We start from the raw sequence: 15,563 nt of genomic DNA, 5'->3' as shown, positions 1-15,563 counted from the left end.
AGACAGGGAAAGATCATGGGAATCAGTATCCACACCATGGCTGGACCCGGCAGTGTGGAGGGGTGCGGGCAGGTGTTCCAGGACACCCGGACAAGCTCCCACTATGGTATTGGCCCAGACGGAAGAATCGGACAGTATGTTCGAGAGAAAGCCCGCGCCTGGTGCTGCTCTCACGTCGTAGATCATTGGGTGGTGACCATTGAGGTGTCCAGCATCCAGGCATACCGGGAACCCTATGAATGTACGGCAAAAGCTTACACGGCCTTGATCGAACTGTGTGTGGATATTTGCCAGCGCAATGGGATCAAGAAGTTATTGTGGGTAGAGGGGAAAGAAAATTGCCCCGCTTACACAGGAAAGTGGGATGTGTGTAACATGGTTCCCCACCGGTATACGACAGATAAGGGGAAATCCTGCCCAGGTAACTACCTATTTGGGAAATACGGAGAAATCGCAGCGGAGGTCAACCGCAGACTTCGTGAAGGAAAGGATGAATTAGACATGACCATTGATGAGATGATTTCCAAGATGAGCGATGAGCAGGCCTACCGGCTCCTGGAAAAGGCCAGCGCCCATGCGGCTACTCTGGCAGAACCGGAGTGGTCGCAGGCGGAGGGCCACTGGCAGCGGGCCACTGAGGCTGGTGTCCTGGACGGCACCGCCCCGGAACGCCCCGTGAAGCGGGACGAGCTGGCGGCTATCCTGGGACGGAAGGGTCTGTTGTAAGGACGAGAAGTGCCCCCGGTATCGGATTTCCGATATCTGGGGCGTTTCCTTTTTACTGGACTTTGAAGGTGACCTCATGTCCGGGGTTTTCCTTGACCAGCAGGGCCTTCATGTCGTCCACCATCATGTTATTGTCCAAGGCTGCCTGCACGACGTCTACCAGCTTCTTCCCGTCCAGGTAGGCCCAGACCGTTGTGCGCTTCCTCCGCTTCATGCCAGCACCTCCCTGGGGCAGCAGGCCCTGACATATTCATAGCCTTGGATGGCGGCCAGACTCCGCAGGAGCCGGTAAACCTCGCCGTTCAGCATCGGGTTCAGATGCTGGCTGTTCTCTTCATTGGTCAGGATGTCCTCAGCCACGGCGTCCTCCATGGGGAGGGTGATGCAGCTCTCGGCGCTCTCGCTGGCGTTTTCCATGCGATAGGTGATGTTGATCTTTTTCATATCGTAATCCTTTCTGCCTTCGTGACCTCCGGGGCGGGGGTGTGATTAGAGGTGGATACCGTAACCGCTGGGGCCGTAAACGCACTGCCGGATGGGGTCGGTACGGATGGACTTGATATATTCCTTTGCGGCGTCCATGCTGTCAAATTCGGCCAGCATGGGCCAATTGTAGTCTGTATCCCGCTGCCCTCTGACAAAGTAGCCGTCTACCACTTTGCAGCCCTTTATAGTGTCTGTGTCAATGCGAAAAGCCACATATTTCATGTTTACCTCCATTGCCTTCGTAACCTCCGGGGCGGGACTTGATTCAGCAGCTATAAGTTTCCAATTCTCCGTTGACCATCTCATACATCCAAGTGCTTCCAGCACCCCGAATGTTGAAACGGACATAATTGTAATCGGTAGCGTCGTAGAGAGGCTGGCGGGTATAGGCGGCGGACTTCCGAAGCTGATTGTACTTGTTGACTTCGTAGGTATGGACCGCAGCGACAATCTCGATCCGCTCCAGGGCGAAGCCGAACTCTTCGGCAACCAGCCGCTTGGCTTCGTCTTCGTTCATGACGTGGGGATCGCCGTGGGTGCCATCACAGAGAGCTGCCAATGCCTCGTAGCGTTCCTGGCTCATGTTGGTACCGGTTCCCTTGCAGGGTTTCCACTCAAGTTCGCAGTCAAGCTGGGCCTGGAGGTCAGCCAACCGGCGCTCGTACTCTTCGCCGTCCTTCTTGGCGGACTTGTCCAGCTCCAGGATGCGGCTGTTCAGACAGTCGATCTCGGCGGCGCGGGCCTGGTAGACCTGCTTCTCGCCGTCAGCCTTGACGAAGGCCTGGCAGAAGGCGTCCTTGCCGCCGTCGAAGTTGTAGTAGGCTTCTTCGATCTTGGCGTACTCCTGGGCCATGGGCTGGAAGCCGGTGCGCTCGATAAATTCGCTCATCATCATTTTGGGTTCCTCCTTGAAATTTGTTGTCTGCTTTGCTATCATGGAGGTGCCGGGGGTTCCCGGTGCCTCTTGGGGCGGCGGCTTTCCTTGGTCGGGGGCGCCGCCCCGTTTGTTTATGAGCATAGTATAAAGGATTTCCTTTCAAATGTCAAGGGGAATGTTTAATATTTCCCTGTAAATTTGAAAAGTTTAACTTGACGGTCAAAAAGAAATCCTTTATACTATTTGATGATAGGAGGCGAACCATGGATATCCCAACAAAAATCAAACTAGCTGAGACCTACGCAAAAATCAGCGAAGCTGAGCTGGCCCGCCGGATTGGGACATCTCCCCAAGCATTCGGGCAAAGGATGAAAACAGGGAAGTTTTCTTCTGCTGACTTGGAGAAAATAGCTGAAGCATTGGGGGCTGAGCTTGTGTGCGGCTTCAAATTTCCAGACGGCACAGAAATATAAAAAGGCCCGGACGTTTTATGCGTCCGGGCCTTAGCTGAGCTTGTTATTGCCCTCCCTTATCAGGAAGGGGCGCTCCTGTGCGAGTAGTCGTTCTCCGTTCCTTGTTTGGCTGAAGCACCAACAGGTCGGTGAGGTCACAGTCCAGGGCTTCACAGATCAGGTCTAAATGATCCAGACTGACCCTGGTTGCAATCTCATTGTATAATTCACTGATCGTGTTCCTGCGGATGCCCGTCATGCGGGCCAAGTCCGCTTGCGTCAGCCGTCGTTCGCCAAGTCGGGCTGACAATAAAATTCTAACCATAGCCTAGCTCCTTTTCGATGTAGTATATCGGAAATGGAGTGAATTTTCTTGGATTTGATATAAAATATCGAATTTCGATATAGGGGAGCTGACACGGTTTTTGGTGCCCATTTGGTGCCCAAAGGCACCAAAAACAGCCGAAATCTACCAAGGGTTACAAGGAAAGAAAAAACGAAAATCGTTGCAGGACAACGGGTTTCAAAGTCTATGAAAGTGTGGAAAACAATGGTATCTCAATTCGTAATCAGCAGGTCGCCGGTTCAAGTCCGGCCAGTAGCTCCAGGCTGTGTTGATGAAAAAGACGCAAGCGAAAAATCCGCACTTTTGTGTGGATTTTTTGCATATTACGTTCTGTCGTTCATCCCATTGTGCACAGTGGAGGGATCAGTGCGAAAAGTATGTGGCAAAATACCAACGATCTAAAAGATGGCGATGTAAGGAACATCCCTCGGAGCAAATTAGGACTTGCACCGGGAGATGTTCTTTTTTGATTTAGAGAGATCGATTATGTTTTTATGGTGTGGTTGCTCCATGCTGTGAATGCCTGCATGGAAAATCTGGGCAGTAGGTGAAGTTGAATATCATACTGCGCGAGAAACTTGCTGAACTTACAAAAAACGGCGCCCCAATGCACACGCATTGGGGCATATTTTATAAAAAATAAAAGCGCTAACATACTAACTGGACGACGTGGAAAATTCTTCCTACGCTAGGCGTAGGAGGGATTTTTATGATAGATTTAGTCGAAACAGGAAAGAATATTAAAAAGCTTAGGCTGTCAAAGGGTCTCAGTCAAGAAGCACTGGCCCTGGACTCAAACCTGAGCCCCAAATGGTTGGATAACATAGAAAAAGGGAAAACCAATACGACCACAGATACCATCCAGCGCATCGCAGAGTCTTTGGGGGTTGCGCCCATGGCCTTGGGTATCCTGTCGCTAACGGATGAGGAAATCCTATCCATGGTCAGGAAAGCAAAAAAGCTATCAAAGAAAATACCAGAGAATATCTCCATGGGGGAGACCATTGTGTTGTTGAGGAAGGAACGGAAGCTCACCCAGCTACAGTTGTCAGAGCTGTCGAAGGTAAGCCAGGCCCGCCTGCGGGATATCGAACACGGCTGCGCCAACACCACCATTGACCGCTTGGAGCGTATAGCGGCTGCATTGGGAATGAACCTGTTTGCACTGAGTATCCTGGCCATACCTACGGAGGATATTCTAGAGCAGGTCCACCAGGCAAGGACGGTACATAGAGAAAAACTGGCTGCAAGTGGTAAGCTTGCAGCCAGGGAGGAGCTTATATAACGAGCCTAGCTCAGTCACTGAGGGCGTTTTTCTGGGAGACGGGGGCTTTGCGCTCGTAGCAGGCAAAGGCCTCGTCTATCATGCCCTGGTCAGGCTTTCTGGTGAAGATACTGACCACGGGGACGATCACCAACCCTGCCAGCATGGCGAAGGCACCACAGTTGATGGGGGACTGAAGCAGGGCGGGGAAGGCGGAGCGGCAGGCCATGTTCAGGATCATGATTCCCGCACCAAAGACGAAACTGGCCCAGCAGGCGGCCTTGGTGGTTTTTTTCCAATAGAGGCCATAGAGGAAGGGGGCCAGGAATGCCCCCGCCAGGGCCCCCCAGGACACGCCCATCAGCTGGGCGATAAAGCTCACAGACTGCTTGTACTGCACGATGGCGATGGCCATAGAGATAAGCACGAACACCACAATGAAGCAGCGCATGATAAAGACGGACTTCCTGTCGTCCATGTTCTTCACCAGGTTGTCCTTCAAAAGGTCGATGGTCAGGGTGGAGGAGGAGGCAATCACCAGGGAGGACAGGGTGGACATGGAGGCGGAGAGCACCAGGATTACCACAATGGCGATGAGGAGCTCCGGCAGGGTAGAGAGCATGGCGGGGATGATGGCGTCGTAGCCATCCTTGGCAATGTCCACCTGGTCGGAGAACAGCCGCCCGAAGCCCCCCAGGAAGTAGCAGCCCCCAGACACCACAAAGGCGAAGAGGGTGGAGAGGATGGTGCCCTTGTGGATGGCGTCCTCGGATTTAATGGCGTAAAACTTCTGCACCATCTGGGGCAGGCCCCAGGTACCCAGGCTGGTGAGGATCACCACCCCCAGGAGGTTTACCAGGTCCGGGCCGAAGAAGGAGGTAAAGATGCCGGGGATGTCGCCATGGACGGTCTCCGTGTCCACTACAGTGGCCAGACCCTGAATGGCGCTGTACAGCCCACCCTGGCTGTTCAGGACAGCGGCGATGATCACGCAGATGCCCACCAGCATGATACAGCCCTGGATGAAGTCGTTGATGGCGGTGGCCATGTAGCCCCCGGCGATGACGTAGACACCTGTGAGCACCCCCATCAGGAGGATACACACGGTATAGTCGATGTGGAAGGCCATACCGAACAGCCGGGACAGGCCGTTGAACAGGGAGGCGGTGTAGGGGATGAGGAAGAGAAACACGATGATGGACGCGCCGATTTTCAGCCCCTTACTCTGGAACCGCTGCCCAAAGAACTGGGGCATGGTGGCGGAGTTGAAATGCTGGGTCATGATCCGGGTCCTGCGGCCCAGGATGGCCCAGGCCAGCAGGGAGCCAATGAGGGCATTTCCGATGCCTGCCCAGGTGGCGGCCATGCCATATTTCCAACCGAACTGGCCGGCGTAGCCCACGAACACCACGGCGGAGAAGTAGGAGGTGCCGTAGGCAAAGGCGGTCAGCCAGGGGCCCACAGACCGGCCACCCAGGACGAAGCCATTGACATCGGTGGCATTTTTCCGGCAGTATAGGCCGATGCACACCATCACGGCGAAGTAAGCGATGAGCAAGATGAATTTCATAAGGAAGCCTCCTATGTTCTCTTTTGAGCTTTAATGCTTTTTAACTTTAACACTAAAAAGAAAGGAAGTCAAGGGCTTTCTCGCTTTTTCAACAAAAGATGCCTTGCTGGCCTTGGTTGGATCGTCTTGATTTTGGGTTTCCCATGGCATATAATAAGGGCAGGATTTGAGGAAAGGTGGCGTTTGCGATGGAAAGTACCTTGGCGTTCCAAGAGGAGCTTTGGGAAGAACGAGTGGATGGGCAAATCGTAGCCATGTCCCCCCGTCCCTCCCCCAATCACAACCGGGTGGCATTCAACATCGCCCGTATCTTTGCCAACTACTTGGATGGACGGACCTGTGAGGCAATTGCGGACGGTACGGACCTCTACTTGGATGAGGAAAACCACTTTATTCCGGATATGATGGTGGTCTGTGACCCAGAACAGGTGGGTGGGGATGGTGTCCACGGTGCGCCGGATCTTGTAGTGGAGGTCTTGTCCCCCACCACAGCCAAGCATGACCGAGGACGCAAAAAGGACGCCTATGAGCGAAACGGTGTTCGGGAATATTGGCTGGTAGAACCTGTAAGCAAAATGGTGGAACAGTATGTGTTACAGGAAGGACAATTGCGGCTCCATGAGGTGTATGCAGTCCATCCGGAGGTGATGCTGGCCAAAATGACGGAGCAGGAGCGCTTGGCAGTGAAAAAGGAATTTCGGTGCAGCCTCTATGAGGATCTCTCCATCCGCTTGGAGGATATCTTCCGGCGCGTACTTTGATTGCCATAAATTACTATAACGTGTGGGAAACGACGCGAAAGCCGCCTGCCGGGGGATGCCCCAGCAGGCGGCTCTGCCTGTCAAAATACATCATTTGTTGTCAGGTTACTGCTTTCCCTTTACCAGCGCCACCACGGCCAGCAGGGCGCAGATTAGGCACCAGCCGGCCCAAATCCGCAGGTCGCTGTAACTCCCTGCCATGGTAAAGCCCACCAGAGTGCCCAGGCCGTAGAGGATCAGTACCGCGATATTTCCGCCCTTGCCGCCCTTCCGGGAGGCGATGGAGACGATACCGCCCACCAGCAGCATGACCGCCACCAAGATGCCTGCGGTGCCACTGACCTCGCCGTTGCCTTCCATGGCGTTGACCATCCCGGCTGCACCGGATTGGAGGACAACAAAGACCGACAGGACGATAGAGAGGATACCTGAGACCAATTTCCATACTTTCATCGTAGATACCCCCTTGCTTTAGGCCAGTGTTGCTGGATCGAAGTCCATGGTGAGCTTGTCATCAGACCAACTGAACGCTTCGGAAAGTTCAAACTCCACAAGGGAGGTTTCGCTGGTCATAAGAAAGGCATGTTGAATGTCCAAGGTGGTGCCAGGTCTTACCTCCTTGGATGCGTTGTCAGAGCTGTAGTTGGGGTTATCATAAAGATATTCGCTCTCCAACTGAACGCCGTCCTGGAAGGCCTTTTCATACATAGCCGCCATGGCGCTGGTTGTGTCCTCGCTGTTGTTCGTCCAGGCGTAGGTGATTACAATCACCGGGGCTCCATCGTGGTTTTTCGTCAGAACCGCGCCTTTGACTTCCACGTGGAAGTTGCCCAGGTCGCCAACGCCTGCTGCCGCGGGAGGTTCTGCTTTCGTCTGAGCGGGTTTTTCCGCATCCCCGCTGCTTTCCCCCTGGCTGCTCTGGGGCTGGCTGGATGCGTCCGTTTCGCTGGGTTCTCCCCCACAGGCTGCCAGGGAGAGCACCAGGGCCATGGCGAAGAGCAGGGCCCAAATTCGGTTTTTCATACTCCTTTTCTCCTTTGTTCAGATTCCAACGCGGCCCCGGCCTGGGCGGGAGCGGCCGCCTCCCGCCCAGTGTACGGGCCTCGATGGAAACATAAAGGCGGTGTCGAGCTTTACTCTCAACACCGCCTTGATAAAATCAACGCAACGCACAACGACCACACCCCTTCCAGCAGAAAGCGCCTCTTGAAAAAGCCAGCTGAAACGGGTATAATAACGCCATGGTATAGTCTTTTGGACTACTGTGCTGAGTGGTGATCTCACTCGTACAGGGCTGTGGGATGCGCCAACATCCCGCAGCCTGCCGCATTTATGTCTCCATAGCTACTATAACCGATGCTGGACAGAATTTCAAGGGATTTTATGAAATTTGAAGCTTTTTGACAGACAAGAAACCGCCTGCCGGGTCAACTCCCTGGCAGGCGGCTGTTTCGTCTCTTGGCTGTTTAGGATTTGGTGGCCCAGTTCCCCGTGGCCATGGCGGTGAGGTAGGCGTTGATGAAACCGTCCAGGTCCCCGTCCATGACGGCGTTGACGTTGCTGGTTTCAAAGGCGGTGCGGGTATCCTTCACCAGGGTGTAGGGCATGAATACGTAGGAGCGGATTTGGCTGCCCCACTCGATCTTCAACTGCACGCCTTTCAAATCGGAGATTTTCTCCGCCTTCTCCTGCATTTGCAGCTCCACCAGCTTGGCCCGGAGCATCTTCATGCAGTTGTCCTTGTTCTGGAACTGGCTGCGCTCGGTCTGGCAGGAGACCACCACCCCGGTGGGGGTATGGATCAAGCGCACGGCGGAGGAGGTCTTGTTGACGTGCTGGCCACCGGCGCCACTGGCCCGGTAGACCTGCATTTCGATATCCTCCGGGCGGATTTCAATGTCCGCGTCCTCCGGCAGGTCCGGCATTACCTCCACCGAGGCGAAGGAGGTCTGGCGGCGGGCGTTGGCGTCAAAGGGGGAGACCCGCACCAGGCGGTGGACGCCATGTTCTCCCCGGAGGTAGCCGTAGGCGTTTTCACCCTCAATCATGATGGTGGCGGACTTCAGGCCGGCTTCATCCCCCTCCTGGTAGTCCATGATCTTATAGGTGAAGCCGTGGCGCTCCGCCCAGTGGGTGTACATGCGGTAGAGCATCTGGGCCCAGTCCTGGGCCTCGGTGCCCCCGGCCCCGGCGTGGAAGGCCAGGATGGCGCTAGAGGCGTCGTACTCCCCTGTGAGGAGGGTTTGCAGCCGGGCGCTCTCCATACTCTGAAGCAGGGCGGCGAAGTCCGCTTCCAGCTCCGGCAGCAGGGAGAGGTCCTCCTCCTCGTTGCCCATCTCGCACAGGACCATCATATCGTCCCAGGAGGACCGGCGCTTTTGCTGGTCTTCCAGCTTGCTCTTCAAATGTTTCAGGCGTTGGAGGACCTTTTGGGAGTTATCCGGGTCGTTCCAAAAGCCGTCGGCGGCGCTCTGGGCCTCTAGGAAGTCCACCTCCTGGGCGGTGCTGTCTAGGTTCAGGGCCTGTTCCAGCTCGTCCAACTGGGGGAGCAGGTTGTTGAGTTTGACTTTATATTCATCAAATTGAAGCATGGGGGTCCTCCCGTTCTGTTCTCATTCATTGAGAAGACATTATATAGTATTTTTCTCCGGCTGTAAAGGGAAAACCCGTGAAATCAGGGAAAAACCCGCAGACCTCTGGGGCTGGGAACATCCAGGGGGCGGGGATTGTGGAATATGGAAAACAAAGTCTTGCCACAGGAACGGCAAGGGGAGGGGAGCCTCGCAGAGTTCGCGCCCGCAGGCGCGAAACAAAGCGATGACAGGTTGGCTTTACCGTTGGCTGATGGTAGGCCGTTCTCCCTCCCAGAGGAAAATGAAGTCGTCTAAGTCCTGGGGCTTGGGCGGCTTGGTCTGGGGCAGAGTATGGGGATTCCCCTTGCTCATGCCAGCACCTCCTTTCTGTGTATACGGGCTATTCTATGCCAAAGCTGCCGCGAAGTTGCCAGAAATCCTTCGATGGATTCCGGAAAATTCCAAAGGAGGGGCATAGTTTTCCCGCTGGCGGCGGGGCGCCTTGACATGTTTCCCCGCGTGGGGGGCAGACTAGGCTGGGGTGATGAAGTGAAGTATCGAGACCCAAACATGGAGGCCTATTTCAACTCCCTGCCCCCCGCCGTCCGGGTCTTTATTGACCGCTCCGGGGCGGACATCTCCACCCCGGGGGAGCTGATGCTCATCGGGGAGCATTTCCGCAACAGCTTTGGCTATACGGAACGGGAGAAAAAATAAGGGCCGATTTTTCCGCAAGGCAGAGCGAGCGCTGGTGTGTCCGGCGCTCGCTTTTTTACCCTTCCCGGAGAAAGAGTATTGAAAAATCATGGGTTCCGTGCTATCCTGAACAGAGAATTTTTCCCTGGATGGAATGGTGAGGGAATTGTGGAAACGAACACGGAGTGTAGCATGACGAATGGAACGAAACCTGGGCGGTGGAGCCTGAGACTCCTGGCAATGGTGTTGCTGCTGGGGCTGTTTCCCGCCATCAATCTTTTGGTGGACCCCTTTGGGGTGTTTGGGGACCCACTCTTCCACTGGTATGGATACAATGAGACCAACAACCCCCGGGTGGCCAAGGTGGCCTGGTTGGAGGAGCACAAGGAGGAGTTTGACTCCTATATCATTGGTTCTTCCTGTGCCGCCTCCTACAATGTGAAGGAGCTGGACCGTTACTTGGATGCCAGCTTCTATAACTTTTTCGTCTACGGCAGCGATGCCAGGGATTACCGGGCCCACGCCACCTATTTGTTGGAAAACTGCCAGGTGAAAAATCTGGTGCTGAGCCTCAACTTCAACGAGGCCAACACCGAGGATGCCGGGGGCGATGACATCCACTACTGGATGCACCCCCTGGCCAGCGGCGAAAACCCGGCGCTGTTTTACCTGCGCTGTGCCTTTTTGCACACGGGATACGCCATTGACAAAATCTCCGACTACCGGCGGGACACCGATCTCCCCCAGGTGTTTGACGTGTTCGACGCGGATACCGGGATGTATGACAAGCGGGTCCGGGATGTGGAGAAGGTGGGGGACCCGGCGGTGTACGCCGCCGAGCACGGCGACGCCTTTGCCTACGCCGCCCCGCCGGATTTCCAGGACCTGCCTTACCTGGATGTGTGCATGGAGGCGGTGCGGGATATCCGGGACCTGTGCGCGGAATATGGCGTGGAGCTGACGGTGATCTGTTCCCCCGTATACAGCAGCCAATTGGAGGCCTACGGGGACGAGGCCTTGAACCGCTACCGGACAGAGTTGTCCAAGATTGTGGACTTTTGGGATTTCAGCGATACCTCCATTTCCTACGACAGCCGGTATTTCTACGATGCCTCCCACTTCCGCAACGCCGTGGGAACCATGGCCCTGGCACAGGTGTTTGGGGACGACAGCGTCTACCGCCCGGCGGACTTTGGGACCTATGTGACGGCGGAGAACTGCGCCGCCTACCTGGACAAGCTGGCCGCCCAGCCTAAGGAAGCGGACCCCACCAGCTATACGGCGGATGTGCCTGTGCTGATGTACCACCATTTCAGCCAGGAGGCGTCCGGGGAAGTGGTGCGGGCAGAGACCTTCGCCGCCCACTTGCGGGCCCTGCAAGAGGCGGGGTATACCGCCGTGAGTATGCGGGAGATGATCGACTTTGTATACAACGGGGGCAGCTTGCCGGAGAAGCCGGTGTGCATCACCATGGACGACGGCTACCTGAGCAACTACGAGATCGCCATGCCCATCTTGGCCCAGTATGGCATGAAGGCCACCGTCTTTGCCATTGGCTCTTCTATGGGGCATCGGGAATTTTATAAGGAGACCCAGCACCGCCTTACCCCCCACTTCGGCTACGACGAGGCCCGGGCGATGCTGGCCTCCGGGGTGCTGGATGTGCAGTCCCACACTTATGACATGCACCAGTGGGCGCCCTTCGAGAGCGGGCCGGCCATCCGCACCAGTGCCTTGCCCTTGGAGGGGGAGTCGGAGGCGGAGTACGCCGCCGCCCTGGCGGCAGACCTGGAGCGCTACAACCAGGAGCGTCAGGCAGAGCTGGGGGAGGGCTTCTGTGCCCTGGCTTACCCCGGCGGCTACTACAACGACCTCACAGAGGTATTGATCCACCAGGCGGGTATCCCCATCACCTTGTCCATCCGTACCGACAGCCGGAACGTGCTGCTCCGGGGCCTGCCCCAGAGCTTGTATGCCCTGTGCCGCTGGAACATCACGGAGCAGGTGACCCCGGAGGCCTTGCTGGCTATGGTGGAGGGGGAATCTTGAGGAGGAGAACTACAAGACTATGTCCATCGTGACCCTGCGGTTTTTCATCTTTGCGGGCTTCATCCTCGCGGAATATTGGCTCTGTCCCCCCAAGTGGCGGTGGGTGATGCTGCTGCTGGGCAGCGGCTACTTCCTGCTGGCCTGCACGGAGTATAACTTGGGGGTGTGCGCCGTGTTTGCGGCGGAGGCCTTGCTCACTTGGCTGGTGGCCCTGGCCATCCGGCGGGTGCCGGGGGAACGGGCCAGGTGGGCCCTCACTGGCCTGACGGTGGTGGTGCTGGCTGCGGTGATGATCCTCTACAAGGACATTGCCTTTTTCATCAACAACATCAATGGGATTGGCAGCCTTTTGGGGAAGGACCTGGGGCTGGAAATGCCCCAGTGGCTGGCACCCTTCGGGGTCAGCTATTTCACCCTGATCCTCATTGGCTACCTGCTGGATGTGCGCTGGGAGACCGTGGAGCAGCCCCAGAAAAACCCGCTGAAAATGCTGCTCTTTGCCGGGTATTTCCCCCAGCTCACCTCCGGCCCCTTCTCCCGCTACAATGATATCTCTGAGGCCTTGTTCGGGGGCGCGGTGTGGAACCGCCAGCGGTTTTATTTCGGCTTCCAGCGCTTTCTGTGGGGCCTGTTCAAAAAGCTGGTGTTGGCCGACCGCCTGGGAATGGCGGTGTCGGTGGTTTACGACAACGGCCTGTGCCAGGGGGCCATGGTGCCGGTGGGGGCGGTGCTCTTCGTGGGGCAGCTCTACGCGGATTTTAGCGGCTGCATGGACATCGTCATCGGCCTCTCGGAGCTTTTTGGCATCCCCTTGGCGGAGAACTTCCGCCGGCCCTTTTCCTCGGAAAACCTCTCGGTATTTTGGCGGCGCTGGCACATGACCCTGGGCTTCTGGCTCAAGGATTACCTGCTGTATCCCACCCTGAAATCCCGCTGGATGGGGAAGCTGCGCAAGGCCTGTAAAAAGCACCTGGGGAAGAAGGCTTCCCGGGAAATCCCCACCTATGTTGGCATGTTCGTCACCTGGTTTTGTATCGGCTTCTGGCACGGGGGCTCCTGGAAGTACATCTTCGGCAGCGGCCTGTTCTTCTTTGCCATGATCGCCGGGGGGATGCTGCTCAAGCCGCTGTTCCAGCGCCTCACCGACGCCCTGCACATCGACACGGAGGCCCGGTATTGGCGTTATTTCCAGCGCCTGCGCACCGCCTGCCTCTTCACCGCCTCGGTGTCCTTCGACCGCTTCGTCAGCTTCCAGGCGGGTTTGCAGGCCTGGAAGAGTGCTCTGACGGCCTTTGACCCCAGGGTCCTGGTGGACGGGACCCTGTTGCAGCTGGGGCTGGACGGGAAGAACCTGCTGGTGTGCGGGGGCTGCCTGGCGGCGATGCTGGCGGTATCCCTGCTTCAAGAGCGGGTGGGGAGTGTACGGGCCTGGCTGGCCGAGAAAAACACATTGCTGTCCGCTGGGGTGTCTGTCCTGCTGTTTTTGGCGGTGCTGAAATTTGGCTGCTATGGACCGGACTACCAGGCGGCAAGCTTCATTTACGCGGGATTTTAAGGAGAGTGATCGCATGAAACAGGCGCTGTTTACCCCGCCCTTTTCCACCGAACTGCTGACCAAGCGGAAGCGTCTGCGCCGGGAGCTTTTGGGGAGCCGGCGGGACTTTATCGACAAGCGGGTGGCCATCCTGGGGGGCTCCACCACCCACGACGTGCGGGATATGCTGGACCTGTTCCTGCTGCGCCAGGGCATCCGCTGTACCTTTTATGAGAGCGAGTACGCCCAGTTCTGGCAGGAGGCCATGTTCCCCAACCCAGAGTTGGAGGCCTTCCAGCCGGATATCATCTATATCCACACCTCCAACCGCAACGTCAGCCGCTATCCCCAGCTCTCGGACAGCCCGGAGGCGGTGGACGCCCTGCTGGCGGAGGAGCTCGGCCGCTTCACCGCCATGTGGGACCGGCTGGCCCAGCTGTACGGCTGCCCCCTGATCCAGAACAACTTTGAATACCCTTATTGGCGCTTGCAGGGGAACCGGGAGGCCAGTGATATCCACGGCCGTGTCCACTTCCTCACCCGGCTGAACCTGGGCTTTGCCCAGTACGCCCAGGAGAACAAGGGCTTTTACCTCCACGACATCAATTACCTCTCCGCCCTCTACGGCCTAGAGCAGTGGAGCGACCCCGCCTATTGGCATCTGTACAAATACGCCTTGGCGGTGCCGGCCATCCCTACCCTGGCCCACAGCGTGTCCAATATCATCAAGTCCATCTATGGCAAGAACAAAAAGGCCCTGGCCCTGGATCTGGACAACACCCTCTGGGGTGGCATCGTGGGGGACGACGGGCCAGAGAACTTGCAGGTAGGCCAGGAGACCTCTATGGGCCAGGCGTTCAGCGAGTTCCAAGCCTACCTGAAAGCCCACAAGGACTTAGGGGTTATCCTCAACGTGGTCAGCAAAAATGAGGCGGAAAACGCCCTGGCGGGGCTGAAACGGCCGGACATGACCCTCACCCCCGAGGACTTCATCCTCATCAAGGCCAACTGGGAGCCCAAGTCCCGGAATTTGGTGGAGATCGCCCAAAGCCTCTCCCTGCTGCCGGAGAGCTTTGTATTTGTGGACGACAACCCCGCCGAGCGGGAGATTGTCCGCCAGCAGGTTCCCGGCGCGGGGGTGCCGGAGCTGGGGGAGCATCCAGAGCACTATATCCAGGCCATAGACCGCCTGGGCTACTTTGAGGTTACGGAGCTCTCCGCCGACGATGCCGCCCGGACGGAGATGTACCGCCAGAACGCCGCCCGGGCCCAGGCGGAGGCCTCCTTTGCCGACTACGAAAGCTACCTGCGCTCCTTGGAGATGCGGGGGGAGATCGGGGCCTTTGTGCCCATGTACTACTCCCGCATCGCCCAGCTCACCAACAAGTCCAACCAGTTCAACCTCACCACCCGCCGCTTCACCCAGGGGGAGATCGAGGCCATGGCGGCGGACACACAGTTCATCACCCTCTATGGCAAATTGGAGGACAAGTTCGGGGACAACGGCGTGGTCTCCATTGCCATCGGGGAGCGGCAGGGGACGCGGCTGGACGTGATCCTCTGGCTGATGAGCTGCCGGGTGCTGAAGCGGGATATGGAATACGCCATGATGGATGCCCTGGCGGCGCGCTGCCAGGCGGCGGGGATCGACTGCATCCGGGGCTACTATTTCCCCACAGCGAAAAACGGTATGGTCCGGGACTTTTACCAAAAGCAGGGCTTTGCCAAGGTCTCTGAGGAGGCCGACGGAAGCACCGTCTGGGAGCTGGACCTCCGGGGCGGTTATGAGAAGAAGAACCATGTGATCCAGGTCACAGAACCTGAACAGGAGGAAACCCATGGATAGAGCAAGCATTTTTGAAAAACTGACGGAAGTGTTCCAGGACGTGTTCGACGACGACAGCATCGCCCTCACCGACGACACCACCGCTGCCGACATTGAGGACTGGGACTCCCTGACCCACATCACCCTCTTGGCCACGGTAGAGGAGGAATTTGGCATGAAATTCAGCATGAAGGCCGTACAGGGCATGAAAAACGTGGGGGAGATGGTGGACCTCATCGCGGCAGCGGTGTGAGCCCTTGGGTTTGGAAAAAAGAAAAGGATACGCAATACCCCCGGTATCACAGTGCTGTGATACCGGGGGTGCTCTGTTTTTGAGGATACAAAAAAGTACAGTTTTTTGTAAGGCCAGTGATTTCCAATTCCTGGGGGATACTGTCGGTTTT

At 56.9% G+C, this 15,563-nt stretch carries 18 protein-coding genes; 9 read left to right on the top strand and 9 right to left on the bottom strand.

Features of this window, described 5'->3' with window-relative positions; all coding sequences use genetic code 11:
* The coding region (locus tag ACTOZL_RS01980; RefSeq protein WP_482476399.1) for a peptidoglycan recognition protein family protein at window positions 1–726 on the top strand (726 nt) is incomplete at its 5' end.
* 52 nt (window positions 727–778) lie between these two features.
* Here ACTOZL_RS01980 and ACTOZL_RS01975 read toward each other — a convergent pair.
* From ACTOZL_RS01975 to ACTOZL_RS01960, 4 genes are read right to left on the bottom strand one after another with little or no spacing between them, the layout of a single operon-like run.
* Complete coding sequence (locus ACTOZL_RS01975; RefSeq protein WP_482476398.1) at window positions 779–940, bottom strand: hypothetical protein; 162 nt, start codon at window positions 938–940, stop codon at window positions 779–781.
* Window positions 937–1,170, bottom strand: a complete 234-nt coding sequence (locus ACTOZL_RS01970) for a hypothetical protein (protein WP_482476397.1) — start codon at window positions 1,168–1,170, stop codon at window positions 937–939. Before ACTOZL_RS01970 ends, ACTOZL_RS01975 begins: the two co-directional genes overlap by 4 nt.
* 45 nt (window positions 1,171–1,215) lie before the next feature.
* On the bottom strand, window positions 1,216–1,434 hold the full coding sequence (locus ACTOZL_RS01965) for a hypothetical protein (protein ID WP_482476396.1): 219 nt from the start codon (window positions 1,432–1,434) through the stop codon (window positions 1,216–1,218).
* 43 nt (window positions 1,435–1,477) lie between these two features.
* Complete coding sequence (locus tag ACTOZL_RS01960) at window positions 1,478–2,101, bottom strand: hypothetical protein (RefSeq protein ID WP_482476395.1); 624 nt, start codon at window positions 2,099–2,101, stop codon at window positions 1,478–1,480.
* A gap of 251 nt (window positions 2,102–2,352) precedes the next feature.
* Here ACTOZL_RS01960 and ACTOZL_RS01955 point away from each other — a divergent pair, with 251 nt between their 5' ends.
* Window positions 2,353–2,562, top strand: coding sequence for an XRE family transcriptional regulator (locus ACTOZL_RS01955; protein WP_482476394.1), 210 nt, complete (start codon window positions 2,353–2,355; stop codon window positions 2,560–2,562).
* Between the two features lie 43 nt (window positions 2,563–2,605).
* On the opposite strand, the gene ACTOZL_RS01950 is transcribed toward ACTOZL_RS01955, so the two are convergent.
* The gene (locus ACTOZL_RS01950) at window positions 2,606–2,866 is read right to left on the bottom strand and encodes a helix-turn-helix domain-containing protein (RefSeq protein ID WP_482476393.1); all 261 of its coding nucleotides are present in this window, start codon (window positions 2,864–2,866) and stop codon (window positions 2,606–2,608) included.
* Between the two features lie 730 nt (window positions 2,867–3,596).
* Here ACTOZL_RS01950 and ACTOZL_RS01945 point away from each other — a divergent pair.
* Window positions 3,597–4,172: a helix-turn-helix domain-containing protein gene (locus ACTOZL_RS01945; protein WP_482476392.1), complete on the top strand. Its 576-nt coding sequence runs from the start codon at window positions 3,597–3,599 to the stop codon at window positions 4,170–4,172.
* Between the two features lie 10 nt (window positions 4,173–4,182).
* Here the strand turns inward: ACTOZL_RS01945 and ACTOZL_RS01940 are convergent, their stop codons facing one another.
* On the bottom strand, window positions 4,183–5,721 hold the full coding sequence (locus ACTOZL_RS01940) for a sodium:solute symporter family protein (protein ID WP_482476391.1): 1,539 nt from the start codon (window positions 5,719–5,721) through the stop codon (window positions 4,183–4,185).
* Between the two features lie 188 nt (window positions 5,722–5,909).
* On the opposite strand from ACTOZL_RS01940, the gene ACTOZL_RS01935 reads away from it, so the two are divergent.
* Entirely contained in the window at window positions 5,910–6,482 is a 573-nt protein-coding gene (locus tag ACTOZL_RS01935) for a Uma2 family endonuclease (protein WP_482476390.1), read from the top strand.
* 105 nt (window positions 6,483–6,587) lie between these two features.
* Here ACTOZL_RS01935 and ACTOZL_RS01930 read toward each other — a convergent pair whose 3' ends face one another.
* From ACTOZL_RS01930 to prfB, 3 genes are all read right to left on the bottom strand, one after another.
* Window positions 6,588–6,935 carry a hypothetical protein gene (locus tag ACTOZL_RS01930; RefSeq protein ID WP_482476389.1) on the bottom strand — a complete coding sequence of 116 codons (348 nt, stop codon included), beginning with the start codon at window positions 6,933–6,935 and terminating at the stop codon, window positions 6,588–6,590.
* Window positions 6,936–6,953: 18 nt separating this feature from the next.
* Window positions 6,954–7,505 carry a DUF5067 domain-containing protein gene (locus ACTOZL_RS01925; RefSeq protein ID WP_482476388.1) on the bottom strand — a complete coding sequence of 184 codons (552 nt, stop codon included), beginning with the start codon at window positions 7,503–7,505 and terminating at the stop codon, window positions 6,954–6,956.
* A 443-nt stretch (window positions 7,506–7,948) separates the two neighbouring features.
* Window positions 7,949–9,073, bottom strand: a complete 1,125-nt coding sequence (gene prfB / locus ACTOZL_RS01920; RefSeq protein WP_482476387.1) for a peptide chain release factor 2 — start codon at window positions 9,071–9,073, stop codon at window positions 7,949–7,951.
* A gap of 531 nt (window positions 9,074–9,604) precedes the next feature.
* On the opposite strand from prfB, the gene ACTOZL_RS01915 reads away from it, so the two are divergent.
* The 5 genes from ACTOZL_RS01915 to ACTOZL_RS01895 all read left to right on the top strand — a co-directional run bounded on the left by ACTOZL_RS01915 (window position 9,605) and on the right by ACTOZL_RS01895 (window position 15,412).
* The gene (locus ACTOZL_RS01915; RefSeq protein ID WP_482476386.1) at window positions 9,605–9,772 is read left to right on the top strand and encodes a hypothetical protein; all 168 of its coding nucleotides are present in this window, start codon (window positions 9,605–9,607) and stop codon (window positions 9,770–9,772) included.
* Window positions 9,773–9,943: 171 nt separating this feature from the next.
* A complete protein-coding gene (locus tag ACTOZL_RS01910) occupies window positions 9,944–11,800 on the top strand; it encodes a polysaccharide deacetylase family protein (protein WP_482476385.1) in 1,857 nt (618 codons plus the stop codon).
* A 19-nt stretch (window positions 11,801–11,819) separates the two neighbouring features.
* On the top strand, window positions 11,820–13,355 hold the full coding sequence (locus tag ACTOZL_RS01905; RefSeq protein WP_482476384.1) for an MBOAT family O-acyltransferase: 1,536 nt from the start codon (window positions 11,820–11,822) through the stop codon (window positions 13,353–13,355).
* 13 nt (window positions 13,356–13,368) lie between these two features.
* The gene (locus tag ACTOZL_RS01900) at window positions 13,369–15,180 is read left to right on the top strand and encodes an HAD-IIIC family phosphatase (protein WP_482476383.1); all 1,812 of its coding nucleotides are present in this window, start codon (window positions 13,369–13,371) and stop codon (window positions 15,178–15,180) included.
* Entirely contained in the window at window positions 15,173–15,412 is a 240-nt protein-coding gene (locus ACTOZL_RS01895) for an acyl carrier protein (protein WP_482476382.1), read from the top strand. The genes ACTOZL_RS01900 and ACTOZL_RS01895 overlap by 8 nt, the downstream gene beginning before the upstream one ends.
* Window positions 15,413–15,563: the final 151 nt, after the last annotated feature.

The organism is Evtepia sp. (genome assembly GCF_056797215.1).
Note: the sequence above shows the minus strand (reverse complement) of the source record. Positions and strands in the feature narration are given on the sequence as shown.